This is a genomic window from Paenibacillus sp. FSL H8-0175 (assembly GCF_045040615.1).
In the GTDB taxonomy this organism is placed as follows: Bacteria; Bacillota; Bacilli; order Paenibacillales; family Paenibacillaceae; genus Paenibacillus_AQ; species Paenibacillus_AQ odorifer.
On record NZ_CP150299.1, the window covers coordinates 1,615,239 to 1,630,344 of the forward strand.

The 15,106-nt window shown below is 40.0% G+C and carries 2 protein-coding genes; both read left to right on the plus strand.

From position 1 onward, the window contains the following. The first annotated feature begins 36 nt into the window (after nucleotides 1-36). A complete protein-coding gene (locus MHH46_RS07060) occupies nucleotides 37-9,036 on the plus strand; it encodes an amino acid adenylation domain-containing protein (RefSeq protein WP_405132579.1) in 9,000 nt (2,999 codons plus the stop codon). Beyond that, nucleotides 9,036-15,092 carry a non-ribosomal peptide synthetase gene (locus MHH46_RS07065; RefSeq protein ID WP_076195216.1) on the plus strand — a complete coding sequence of 2,019 codons (6,057 nt, stop codon included), beginning with the start codon at nucleotides 9,036-9,038 and terminating at the stop codon, nucleotides 15,090-15,092. Before MHH46_RS07060 ends, MHH46_RS07065 begins: the two co-directional genes overlap by 1 nt. The last annotated feature ends 14 nt before the right edge of the window (nucleotides 15,093-15,106 follow it).

A 15,106-nucleotide genomic window follows, 5' to 3' on the forward strand; every position in this document is an offset into this window, starting at 1 on the left:
TAAATATAAAAAACCACTTCTGTGAGAAGGAGAACGATGGTGAAAATTAAAGAGATTCTTGATTTAGAGCATGATGAAGTAAAAGGGTTAGAAAAATTAAGAGATGTACAAGACCTTCGTTTAATAGCGCCTACCAGAAGAGCTCCCATTATTAATCATCAATTACTAGAAGACAACGGTAAAGTAAACTTTGAAATCCCCAAAAATACAATAAAGAATATAGAAAAATATTCTCAAGAATTAAATATTGAAGCTAAGTTCATTTTTTTAAGCGCTTGGATGATATTGCTTTATAGATATTCAGGAGAAAGAAAATTTATAGTGGGATGTGGTATGGAAGAAAAGAATGATGATCACGTTTCTCTACCGTTATTAATAGAAGTAGAGAAAGTTATGACCGGGAATCAAATGGTAGAGATGTTGTATGAGCATTTTAATAAAAAGCCAAATATCTCTTCTCAATTATACAAAAATCAGGAACAATTTGAAAAAATAAAATTTCAGGCTGGTTTCTTCTGGGGGAAACCTAACAATACGCTTGAAAAGCGAATCGCTTCTATTGAAGAAATATTGTATCAGATTGAAATGCCCATTGAACTAAATATATTTTTCTCAAATACAGAACAATTTGAGGGATGTATAAATTATAAGTGTAGTCAATTCGAGGAAATTATTTTTCAGCGTATGGTCAAAAATTATTTAGATTTATTAGAACAGTTAGTACGCAATCCTGTCACGCCTGTATCAGAACTGAAATACATAAACCGCGAAGAACTAGACCAGATATTGGTGCAATGGAACGAAACAAAAACCAGCTATCCAGCAGAGTGTACTATTGCAGAATTATTTGAGGAGCAAGTTAAGAGAGATCCAGAAGCAACTGCTGTAGTTTTCGAAGGAAATGTACTGTCGTATGCGGAGCTAAATGAACGAGCGAACCAAGCAGCTGCCTATCTGCGGAAGCAAGGAGTTAGTGAAGGGGACCTTGTAGGCATTAGCATGGAACGGTCAGCAGAACTTATAGTTGGACTATTGGCTGTTCTTAAGGCCGGTGGAGCTTATGTGCCACTAGATCCAAGTTATCCTAAGGAACGTCTTAATTTAATGATAGAAGATACTGAGTTATCTATTATATTAACTCAAGAGTACTTGCGCGAAGAACTTTGGCTTCACGAAGATCATTTGCAATTAATCATATTTAATTCATCAACGGAAGAATTCGCAGCTGAAAACAAAGAAAATTTAGCTCCTATGAGTTCATCGGATAGTTTAGCCTATGTAGTGTTTACATCTGGTTCGACAGGTAAACCCAAAGGTGTGGCCGTGCCTCAAAGAGGGGTGGTGCGGTTAGTAAAAGAAACGAATTATGTAACATTTGGACCGGATGAAGTGATGATGCTGTTGGCTCCGGTAGCGTTTGATGCTTCTACTTTGGAGATTTGGGGAGCCTTGTTAAATGGAGGAAAGCTGGCAGTTTTTCCAGCGCATCGACCTTCATTAGAGGAGATTGGAAGGTTTGTCGAACAAGAGGGGATTACCAGCTTATGGTTGACGGCAGGATTGTTTCATCAAATGGTGGACTATCAGCTACCGGCTTTAAGCAAGGTGAGGCAGCTTCTTACTGGGGGAGATATTCTTTCGGTAGCTCATGTGCAACAGGTCTTGGAAACACATTCTCAAATCACCTTGATTAATGGCTATGGTCCGACAGAAAATACTACGTTTACAACATGCTATCCAATGCAACATGGTACTGAGTTAGGAGAAAATGTACCAATTGGGCGGCCTATTTCCAATACACAGGTTTATGTTTTAGATGAAGCAGGCCAACCGGTTCCAATAGGGGTGCCAGGAGAGTTGTATACAGGTGGCGACGGATTAGCCAGAGAGTATGTGGGGAGACAAGAGCTTACGGAGGAGAAATTTGTAAGTAATCCATTTGTACCTGATGAGCGGCTGTACCGTACCGGGGACAAAGTTAGGTGGAGAGAAGATGGATTACTTGAATTTTTAGGACGAATAGACCAGCAAATAAAGATACGTGGCTATCGTATTGAACCAGGAGAGGTAGAAGCTGCGCTGGTTTCTCACCCGACAGTACAACAAGCTACAGTGGTAGCATTCGAAGTTACGCCTGGAGATAAGCAGCTTGTAGGGTATGTAGTCTTGGAGGGAAATACAGAAATAACGATGTTGGAATTGCGTAGGGATATTTCTGCCGCTCTGCCGGAATACATGGTTCCTGGTGTAATTGTGAAAGTGGACAGCATCCCATTGACACCTAATGGAAAAGTGGATCGAAGAGCTCTGCCGGAACCGGATTATGTTTCTGAGGTTGAAGAATATATTGCCCCAAACACGGACACTGAAGGAAAGTTAGCTGGAATTTGGGAACTGCTTCTACGTTCAGAGTGTATCGGGCGTAATGATCATTTTTTCCATAGAGGAGGACATTCGCTTCTAGCTACTCAGTTAGTATCTCATATCAGGGAGTCATTCTCAGTAGAGGTGAGTGTGGCTCAAATATTTAAAACGCCCATACTGAAGGACCTTGCAGTGGAGATTGATCAGGCAACCGGTGATAATATCTTGCCTCCAATTGTACCACGTCAAGTGAAAGGGGATGTGCCGTTATCTTATGCACAGCAACGTTTATGGTTTTTACAGCAGTTGGAGCCGGAGAGTCCACTTTATAATGTTCCTTTAACCTATGAAGTTACAGGTAAAATAAAGGAATCTTTACTGGAACAAGCTTTGAATGAAATGATCCGGAGGCATGAATCTTTACGGACCATCTTTCCGATGGGAGGACATGAACCTCTACAGCGGATTTTGCCTGAAGTAGAAGTAATAATTGAAAAGATAAACTGGATTGATCAAACCCACACTGGTAATAGCGAGTTATATGAAACAGAGGTGTTACAAAGGATAAATGAACAAGCTAAGACTCCTTTTGATCTTTCTGTTGCCCCCCTACTTCGTGTAACACATTACCGGCTGGAGGAAGAGCGATCTTATATTTTTTTAAACATTCATCATATGATTATTGATGGATGGTCTATGGGGGTTTTTCTTGAAGAATGGCTCGGTTTGTATGATTCTCTTTGTAATAATGAGATGTCTGAAATATTAGGTAAACGTCTTCAATATACAGATTATAGTGAATGGCAACGGAATTGGCTGCAACCGGATGAAATGAAAAAGCAAGCTGATTATTGGAAGTTGAAGCTTGAAGGGATACCATCGTATTTGGAATTTCCTACAGACTTTCCTACGCCTCTAACTCGAAGCATACGAGGTGAAAATAAATCATTTTCTCTTTCTTCTCAACTAAGTGAAGATTTAAAGAGGTTTTCCAAACAAGAAGGGGTCACGCTATATATGGCCCTACTCTCAATTTGGTCGGTCTTACTATATCGGTATTCAGGACAAGATGATCTGGTAGTTGGTTCTCCTATTGCGAATCGGACACAAAAAGAGACTGATAATATAATTGGTTTCTTTGTTAACACATTGGCTTTACGAATAAACGGAATGAAAGAACTAAGTTTCAGAAAATTATTAGGCCAAGTAAAGGAAACTACTTTAGAGGCATATTTGTATCAAGACATTCCTTTTGACAAGGTAGTAGAGATTGTAGAGATGGATCGCAATCCAGCTTATGCACCACTTTTCCAAGTGATGTTTGTGCTTCAAACTGATTATGCAGAAAAGATGGAGAGTAAGGAGTTACACCTCCGTCCAATTGCGACTGGAACAGGAACCTCCAAATTCTCCTTGACTATGGAAATGATATCAACAGAGCAAGGTATCACTGGGACACTGGAATATTGTACGGATTTATACAAACAATCAAGCATAGAACGAATGCTGGGACACTTTGAAAGTTTAATTGAAAATTGCCTGAGGAAACCAGACGTGCCGGTATCAGAATTAAAGTACATAAATAACGAAGAACTAGACCAGATATTGGTGCAATGGAACGAAACAAAAACCAGCTATCCAGCAGAGTGTACTATTGCAGAATTATTTGAGGAGCAAGTTAAGAGAGATCCAGAAGCAACGGCTGTAGTTTTCGAAGGAAATGTACTGTCGTATGTGGAGCTAAACGAACGAGCGAACCAAGCAGCTGCCTATCTGCGGAAGCAAGGAGTTAGTGAAGGGGACCTTGTAGGCATTAGCATGGAACGGTCAGCAGAACTTATAGTTGGACTATTGGCTGTTCTTAAGGCCGGTGGAGCTTATGTGCCACTAGATCCAAGTTATCCTAAGGAACGTCTTAATTTAATGATAGAAGATACTGAGTTATCTATTATATTAACTCAAGAGCACTTGCGCGAAGAACTTTGGCTTCACGAAGATCATTTGCAATTAATCATATTTAATTCATCAACGGAAGAATTCGCAGCTGAAAACAAAGAAAATTTAGCTCCTATGAGTTCATCGGATAGTTTAGCCTATGTAGTGTTTACATCTGGTTCGACAGGTAAACCCAAAGGTGTGGCCGTGCCTCAAAGAGGGGTGGTGCGGTTAGTAAAAGAAACGAATTATGCAACATTTGGACCGGATGAAGTGATGATGCTGTTGGCTCCGGTAGCGTTTGATGCTTCTACTTTGGAGATTTGGGGAGCCTTGTTAAATGGAGGAAAGCTGGCAGTTTTTCCAGCGCATCGACCTTCATTAGAGGAGATTGGAAGGTTTGTCGAACAAGAGGGGATTACCAGCTTATGGTTGACGACAGGATTGTTCCATCAAATGGTGGACTATCAGCTACCGGCTTTAAGCAAGGTGAGGCAGCTTCTCACTGGGGGAGATATTCTTTCGGTAGCTCATGTGCAACAGGTTTTGGATGCTTATCCCCAAATCATATTGGTACATGCCTATGGTCCGACAGAAAATACTACGTTTACAACATGTTATCCAATGCAACATGGCACTCATCTGGGAGAAAATGTATCGATCGGGCGGCCTATTTCCAATACACAGGTTTATGTTTTAGATGAAGCAGGCCAACCGGTTCCAATAGGGGTGCCAGGAGAGTTGTATACAGGTGGCGACGGATTAGCCAGAGAGTATGTGGGGAGACAAGAGCTTACGGAGGAGAAATTTGTAAGTAATCCATTTGTACCTGATGAGCGGCTGTACCGTACCGGGGACAAAGTTAGGTGGAGAGAAGATGGATTACTTGAATTTTTAGGACGAATAGACCAGCAAATAAAGATACGTGGCTATCGTATTGAACCAGGAGAGGTAGAAGCTGCGCTGGTTTCTCACCCGACAGTACAACAAGCTACAGTGGTAGCATTCGAAGTTACGCCTGGAGATAAGCAGCTTGTAGGGTATGTAGTCTTGGAGGGAAATACAGAAATAACGATGTTGGAATTGCGTAGGGATATTTCTGCCGCTCTGCCGGAATACATGGTTCCTGGTGTAATTGTGAAAGTGGACAGCATCCCATTGACACCTAATGGAAAAGTGGATCGAAGAGCTCTGCCGGAACCGGATTATGTTTCTGAGGTTGAAGAATATATTGCCCCAAACACGGACACTGAAGGAAAGTTAGCTGGAATTTGGGAACTGCTTCTACGTTCAGAGTGTATCGGGCGTAATGATCATTTTTTCCATAGAGGAGGACATTCGCTTCTAGCTACTCAGTTAGTATCGCATATTAGGGAGTCATTCTCAGTAGAGGTGAGTGTGGCTCAAATATTTAAAACGTCCATACTGAAGGACCTTGCAGTGGAGATTGATCAGGCAACCGGTGATAATATCTTGCCTCCAATTGTACCACGTCAAGTGAAGGGGGATGTGCCGTTATCTTATGCACAACAACGTTTATGGTTTTTACAGCAGTTGGAGCCGGAGAGTCCTGCTTATAATTGCCCTTTTATTTACAAGATTAAGGGTGATTTGCAATATGAGCTATTAGAACTAGCATTAAATGAGATGATTCACCGACATGAATCTTTACGGACATATTATCCTATAGTTGGTCAGGAACCTGCTCAACGAGTACTTCCTTCAATGCCCCTTCTGATTCAAAAAATTGATTTTACTGAAGTTTCTAAAAACGAAAGAGAGGGTTCCGCACTGTCTTGGGCACAGGAGCAAGCGCGTATACCCTTTAATCTGGAGAATCCCCCTCTTCTTAGAGCGGCTCTCATTAAACTAGAGGATAACTTGAATTGGTTTATATTAGTGAAGCACCACATTATAACAGATGGCTGGTCCATGCAAATTTTCACAAAGCAATTAAAAATATTTTATGAACAGCTTATACAAAAGCAAGGAATTAAGTTTACTGAACCCGTTATTCAATATTCTGATTTTAGTGAGTGGCAAAATCGTTGCTTTCATGAAAAACGGTTTGCTGGGCAAAAAATGTATTGGGAAAATAAACTGAGAAATGTAGCAGACAAACTAGAACTTCCTTTAGATTATAAAAGGCCTGCTATTCAAAATTTTTCAGGCTCACAATGTAAGTTCTCAATACCGAAGCCTTTGGTTAATTTACTGCAAGGATTGTGCAAGGAAACAGATACTACTCTATTTATGGCGCTATTAACAGCTTGGTACGCAGTAATGTATCGGTACTCAGGTCAAGAAGACATAGTCATTGGTGCCCCAATTGCTAATCGAAACCGAAGTGACTTAGAAGAGGTTCTTGGATTCTTTGTTAATACATTACCTCTAAGGTTAAATGTTACTAGAGAAGGAACATTCCGTAGCTTGCTTCTTCAAGTACGGGAAATAACTCTAGAAGCTTATGCAAATCAGGATATTCCTTTTGAACACATTATTGAGGCAATAGGAATAGAACGTAACATGAGCTATAATCCTTTGTTTCAAGTTATGTTTGTTCTTCAATCAGAAGAAGTGAGATCTTGGACGGTCGGAAATACAGATTGGGTCCAAGAAGATATAGACAATCAAACTGCAAAATTTGATCTTAACTTAGAAATAATATCGACTAGTACGGGATTAGAAGGCAGACTTGTCTATAATACGAATTTGTATGATTTTAAGACTGTGTCCAGAATGACAGAACATTTTCAAATGCTTTTATCAGGAGCAGTTATGTCACCGGACATTTGTGTTTCGACTCTTCCCTTATTGACAGAGTGGGAACAAAAAAAATTGCTTTTGTTAAACTCTACAGAACGAAATTATCCGCTTGATCTCTGCCTAGCAGACTTGATAGAGCGACAAGTTGCCAAAACGCCTGATCAAATTGCAGTGATTAACCATAACAACAACTTGACATTTCATGAACTTAATGTAGAAGCTAATAAATTGGCTCACCGTTTGCAACAAATGGGTGCATCATCAAACACTCTTATTGGCTTATACATGGAACGCTCGTTAGAAATGGTAATTGCAATGTTAGCGATCGTCAAATCAGGAGCAGCTTATGTACCAATTGACCCTACATATCCATCAGAAAGAGTCGAGAATATTCTGAAAGATGCAGCGATAAAAATTCTTCTAACAGATAGAAAAGTTATAGGAGATATGAAATATAATATAAATCTTATCTTATATTTAGATGAGGAGAGAATGATACCTCATGAGGGGCAAGAGGCAAATCCTATGAGAGAATCCGGATCTGATCGTCTGGCTTATGTAATGTACACATCAGGAACAACTGGTCAGCCTAAAGGAGTAATGATAAGTCACCGAGCTATATGTAACAGGTTGCACTGGATGAAAGAAGAATATAGTGTCAGTGAAACAGATACTATATTTCACAAAACGCCAATTAGTTTTGATGTGTCTGTATGGGAGGTTTTTCTTCCTTTGATGACAGGGGCTAAACTTATTATCTCAACACCTGGGGGACATAAAGACACCCAATATATGGTTCGAATGATTCTTTTGCATCGTGTAACCATGATTCATTTTATTCCTTCTATGCTTCAACTTATGTTAGATGAGGCTGATTTTTCTAATTGCACTTCATTAAAATTTGTGTTCAGTGGAGGCGAGACTTTGCCTTATGAACTGCTAGAAAGATTACTAGAGAAACTACCTGCTGAGATTCATAATCGATATGGTCCAACTGAAATTTCTATTAATGCAACTTACTGGCCTTCTGAGCGCAACAAAAATAAGATAGTTAAAATAGGTAAGCCGTTGGCAAATACGCAAGTTTATGTGCTGGATGCAAACCGAGAAATGGTCCCTATAGGAGTTCCGGGAGAATTATTTGTTGGGGGTACCTCGTTGGCAGAAGGATATTTGCACCGACAAGATTTAACTGATGAAAAGTTCATATTCCATACCTTTTCTAAGGATCGCAAAGCTAAGTTATATCGAACCGGAGACTGGGTTCGGTGTCTATCAGATGGAAACCTCGAATTTCTGGGGCGAATGGATCAGCAAGTGAAAATCAGAGGATTCAGAATAGAATTAGGTGAAATTGAGAAGACGCTAGGACTTCATTCAAGTGTTCGGGATGCGGTAGTTATTGTGAAAGAGCATCACCCTCATAACAATAGACTAATTGCCTTTGTCACGGCACATAGTCAAGAAGACATAGTTCCTTCCAGGCTCATGCAATATTTAGAACGCAGGCTACCAGAGTATATGCTGCCTGTAATAGTTCAGATTGATAAAATCCCACTTATGTCAAGCGGAAAGGTTGACCGCAAGGCATTGGAACAAATGGATGTGAAATTTCTAGAACGACAGTCAGTACGTGTAGAGCCAAGAACAGAATCCGAACGAACAGTGGCAAGACTCGTCGAAGAAATAATGGGCTTCGAAGATATCGGTATAGAGGATAATCTGTTTGAGCTGGGAGCAAACTCATTAAGCTTGGCACGTATGGCTATTCTTATACGGGAAACATTTGATATAGAATTCCCTACTAGGCTTTTGTTTGATAAGCCGACAGTCAAGCAATTGGCCTATCAAATTGACACCAAGATTTCATCTAAGTTGAATTCGAACAACCTGACTATCGACGTTGATCATCTCTCTGAAAACGAAATGGATACATTGTTATTATCTTTAATAGAAGAAGGTTGGGAATAATGAATACTAATTTGATACATTTGTCTAGCGAAGAGAAACGTGAACTACTCAGAAAAAAACTGCAAAAAAAAGAACATGAGCTTTCGGATGACTCGTGCGCCCCTCTCTCTAGCCAGCAGCAAGGATTGTTATTTATTTCAAAACTATACCCAGATCATACTCAATACCACATGCCTTATGTTCTTCAATTGTTAGGAACGCTAGATCTGGATGCATTGGAGAAAAGTATTAATGAAATTATTCGGAGGCATGCAACGCTCCGAACTGTGTTTGTAACTAATCAGTTTGGGGTCGAAGAGCAGCAGATACTGCCTTTTACACCGATGAAACTTCCTTTTTTAAACTGTAGCTTGGAAGAAAACACTCGTGAGGAAATAATTCCGAGAATTGTTGAATCTGAGTATTCAAGGAAGTTTGATCTTAGCAAGGGTCCATTAGCACGATTCAATCTAGTGAAATTCGCTGAGGAAGAGTATGTGCTAATATTTTTGGTACATCATATTGTATTTGACGGAGTATCAATGGACAAGTTTTTGGAAGAGATGAGACAACACTATGAGATGTTTGTGAATTCTGAGGATTCTCTTCTGCCGGAACTTTCTTATACGTATACAGCATTTGCCCGAGACAGCCACTCATTTTCAAAAAAAACAGAAATTGATAAACAATTAGAATTTTGGAAAAGCAGACTCTCCGGGGACCTTCCAATTCTTGATTTACCGATAGATAATAAACGTCCACTTATCGTTTCAGGCAAAGGAGCTACATTAGAATTCCCTATTCCCGATGATGTAATGCACAGCATAAGAAGGTTTGGCCAGTTACAAGGGGCCACTCTATTTATGTCACTTCTTAGCACCTTTTATATCCTGTTACATCGTTATACCCAGCAAGAAGATATTTTAGTAGGTACTCCGGTTTCTTGTAGAGATAGCTCTGAACTCATGCCTTTAATTGGTTTGCTAATTAACTCTGTTGTACTCCGAGCAGATTTGTCGGGGGATCCCACATTTACAGAAGTTCTTCAGCGTGTAAAGAATGTGGCTCTTGATGCGTTCTCTAATCAAGAAGTTTCATTCTCAGAGGTTGTGCGAGCTGTTAAGCCTGATCGTAGCCATGGACGATCTCCTTTGTTTCAAGTTATGTTCACTACAGAACATAGTTCAGACAAAGATTGGGTTATGGCGGGTGTAAAAGGGAAACTCATGATGGAACATCAGGGAACATCTAAATATGATATGACCTTTGTTGTTCGGGAAAGTCTCAAGGGGGCTAGCATAGTTATTGAATACAGTACGGACTTGTTTAATAAAGAAACAATTAAGCGGATGGCCACACATTATGTGGAACTACTGCGTGAAGCGGCAAAACGTCCAAACATTTCGTTCTCTCGTTTTAACATCCTTCCTGATGAGGAACGGGAAAAATTACTTTTATGGAACAAAACAGAGGTCCCAATTTCAAAAACACACACTGTTCTTCATTGTTTTGAACAGATAGCACAAGAAATTCCATTTCAAATTGCAGCTGTAGATCAATATTCATCTATAACTTATAGAGAATTGAATAAAGCTGCGGACTTATTGGCACATCGATTACGACTATTGCAGGAGAGTGCAGGCGGAGTAATAGCAATTTGCATGAACAGAAGTATCTCAATACTTGTAGCTATGCTGGGGGTCTGGAAGGCGGGTGCTGCATACCTTCCTTTAGATCCTGGCCACCCACCAGATAGACTTGAATATATGTTGAAAGATGCAAGGGTGGCAGTAGTTATTACGGAGGATGAGTTAAAAGAGAGGTTACCTGTTAGCTCAAAAGTTCTATGCCTCGGTGAGTTATTGAAAAGTGAAAATGTGACCTCTGAAATGGTATCTCTTGAAAATCCCGTTAATGAGCTTGGGTATGTTATTTATACTTCAGGATCAACGGGAACTCCTAAGGGGGTTGGGGTTACCCACTCCAATTTAATGAATTTAATTGATTGGCATATTAAAACATACAGTTTGTCCCAAGAAGATCGAACCTCACAGCTGGCAGGAGTCAGTTTTGATGCTGCTGTATGGGAAATATGGCCAACGCTTTTGGTAGGTGGGACAATTTATCTGGCTGATGAAGAAACTCGTTTGTCTCCTCAGAGACTTCAGCAATGGTTGATAGAAAACCATATTAATATCAGCTTTGTACCAACACCATTGGCGGAAGTATTGCTTACTTTTACATGGCCTAAGTCGACACATTTAAGGGCAATGCTTACGGGAGGAGACAAGCTTCATCGGTTTCCGGACATCAGTTTACCTTTTCAATTAGTTAATCATTATGGCCCCACTGAAACAACAGTTGTAGCTACTTATGGTGTAGTTCCAAAAGGAATTCATGATGGTTCTCCGGTTATTGGTCGGCCAATTGCAAATACTCATGTATATATTCTTGATGCGAATCAACAAAAAATGCCAATTGGTGTGCCAGGAGAGCTCTATATAGGTGGTTTAGGTGTATCTCAGGGCTATATTTTTCGTTCTGATTTAATGGAAAATAATTTTGTGGAAGTTGAGGTTCATTCAGGACAGTGGGAAAGACTGTATCGTACTGGGGATATTGCAAGGATTTTAGCTGATGGCAATATAGAGTATCTATCTAGAAAAGATAATCAAGTGAAAATTAGAGGATTGCGCATCGAGTTAGGGGAGATCGAGACGCTACTAGCGGCGCATTCAGGAGTAAAAGAAGCGGTGGTAGTAACAAGGGGAACTTTACCAGGAGAATCCAAAATTATCGCATATGTAACAGTAGATCAACAATTAGAGATAAAGGAACCTGAGCTTATTAGAGCACTCAAAAAAAAATTGCCTGATTACATGGTTCCAGTACGAATTATCTGTATGACAAAATTTCCAGTTACTCGAAATGGAAAAGTAGATCGCTTAGCTTTACCTGAGGTTCTGGATTACGCAAGCTCCCATGAGTTTATGGCTCCTCAAAACAAGCTAGAGAAATACATAGCGGACGTTTGGATGCAAGTATTAGGAAAAGAAAAAATAAGTAGTACGGACAACTTTTTTGATATTGGTGGACATTCTCTATTGTTGGCCCGTGTTCATGAATTATTACAAAAAGGCATGAATACAAATATTCAATTAATTGAACTTTTTCAGTACACCACAGTTCAGCAAATTGCTCAACGTTTAACGAGTGAGCATGCTCTCGAATCCTCTATAAGCATCCATAGTGGACAAGAACAGAAGGGGATTAATGATTCAAATGCTTCGCCAGGAAATGATGATCAGAAGTTGATAAAGGAAGATATTGCTGTTATCGGTTTAGCTTGCCGTGTTCCTGGAGCGCAAGAAGCAGAGCAATTTTGGAATAATCTAAAGGATGGAATTGATTCTATTCGTTGGTTTAGTGAGGCGGAACTGATTGAAGCCGGTGCTGATGTATCCAATGTAAGCCGTACCAACTATGTTGCAGCTAGAGGATATTTAGAGGGGGCAGATCAATTTGATGCTGGATTTTTCCATGTTTCACCTCGTGAAGCGGAAGTAATGGATCCTCAGCATAGGATTTTTCTGGAGAATACATGGGAGGCATTAGAACATGCTGGGTATGATCCTGTTAGATTTGAAGGGAAAATTGGCATATACGCAGGGACTGCATTCAACACGTATCTACTCAATAATCTTTTGCCAAATCGTCAGTACGTAGATATGGTGGGGATGTACAGCATTTTTATGAACAATGATAAGGACTCCTTAGCTACCCGTACAGCCTATAAATTGAACCTGAGAGGGCCTGCTGTCACCATTCAAACAGCTTGTTCCACCTCACTTGTGGCAATTCACATGGCTTGTCAGGGTTTGTTTATGAACGATTGTGAGATTGCGTTAGCTGGTGGAGTTACAGTTCGCTCTCCTCTAATGGATGGGTATCTCTATAGGGAAGGCGAAATTAGCTCTCCAGTTGGGCAATGTCGAACTTTCGATGATGAAGCGCTCGGAACTATTGGGGGAATGGGGAGTGGAGTCGTAGTTCTAAAGCGGTTGTCTCAAGCTTTGAAAGACGGTGATACGATTTATTCAGTCATTAAAGGCTCAGCTATTAATAACGATGGTTCGAAGAAAATTGGATTTACTGCCCCGAGTGTTGAGGGTCAGGCTAATGTAATTAGTGAAGCTTTGCATAGGGCACAAGTGTCACCGGAGAGCATATCTTATATTGAAGCTCATGGAACTGGAACGCCGCTAGGAGATCCTATTGAAGTTAGTGCTCTATCAAAAGCTTTCCGAAATAATGGAGCACAAAAAAATGAATACTGCGCCTTGGGATCAGTCAAATCCAATATAGGACATTTGGATGCAGCGGCAGGGGTCATTGGTTTTATTAAAACGGTGTTATCCCTTAAGAATCGTCAACTCCCACCAACTTTACATTTTAAAACACCAAATCATAAAATTGATTTTACCCATAGCCCCTTTTATGTTAACAGCAATTTGCAGAATTGGAATGGTCCGGTTCCGCTTCGAGCAGGGGTAAGTGCTTTAGGCGTAGGGGGAACGAATGCACATGTTATTTTAGAGCAGGCACCATTTACTAAAGGATCAACATCTATTATGGCACAGCACTTAATTATATTATCTGCAAGAACGTTCAAAGCACTGGAGAATATGTCGTTTCGTTTAGCTCAATGGTTAGAAGGGAAAACAAACGAAGAGTTAGCAAATGCTGCTTACACACTTCAGGTTGGCAGATCTGAGTTTCCATGCCGTAGAGTCCTGTTGACTAGTGATATTAATAATGCAGTAGAACAATTAAGAAACTACTCTAATGGTGGGGAACAGCCCAAAGAGGTGAAAACTTCCCCTTCAGTGATATTCACTTTATCTGGACAGTATGCACAAAATCAGCATTATGTAAATGAACTCTATAAGTCGGAGCCCCTATTTACTAAAGAAGTGGATAAATGCTGTAAGCTTACAGAGTCCTGGCTGGAGTACGATATCAAAAAGCTATGGTTTGCTTCAGATATAGAAAACAGAAGTACTTCAAAGATTCATAATAAAGTACTAGATCTCGCAATTTTTATAGAGAACTATGCTCTAGGAAAGTTTTGGTTGGACTTAGGCATTCATCCGGAATTTATGATTGCTCAAGGTATAGGGGAGTATGTTGCTGCCTGTCTAGTAGGAGTGTTGGACTTGCGAGATGCTTTAGAAATGGTAGCTAAAAGAAGTGATATGCACACTGAGGAACATTCTCCCTATTATAAAACTTATCAGAATTTAATGAAGACAGAATTGAAAACCCCGATTTTTTCTGTGGATTTAGGAAGATGGATAGGGAAAAATACTTCTGCTCCTGATTATTGGGATAGATTTTCTAATGAAACGCAAGATTCTGTATTAAGCCTCAAGGAAATTGAGGGATTATTTAATTCTCCAAATCATCTATTCCTAGAAATAGGTAGCAATCAATCTTTGCTAACAACATTACCTAAAGTGCATTTGCAAGGATATAATCCTCAAATTATTGGAATTCATTCTAGTAACGCTGGGGAGAGAGAGACCATTATAAGCAGAATTCTAAGTGTTCTAGGAGAATTGTGGTTATCGGGCGTAACAGTTCTTTGGTCTCAACTGAACCTAGAGGGAGAACGTCGACGAATTGCTTTGCCTTCTTATCCCTTTGAACATCAACGGTTTTGGATCGATATTGTGAAGGAGCATAAACCAATTGAAAAAGATATCCTTGAAGAAGTAGCAGCTGCCAAATATAGTTCTCCGGAACCAGAGGGAGAAGTTGATTTACAGCTTAAAATTCAGGAAATAGTTATAAAAGTTTGGAAGGAAGTTGTTGGAAGTACAACAATTCAGACAGAAGATGATTTCTTTGAAATTGGCGGAGATTCATTGATGGCATCGAGGGTAATTAGCCGGATTAAAGAGATATTTCCAATTGAACTTCCCTTAGGGACTTTATTCACGTTTTCTCAACTACGTGATTTTGCTCACCAAATTGAGGAACGTGTAGTTGCTAAAATCAGCGAAATGCAGGAGTAGTTTAAAAGGAGAGT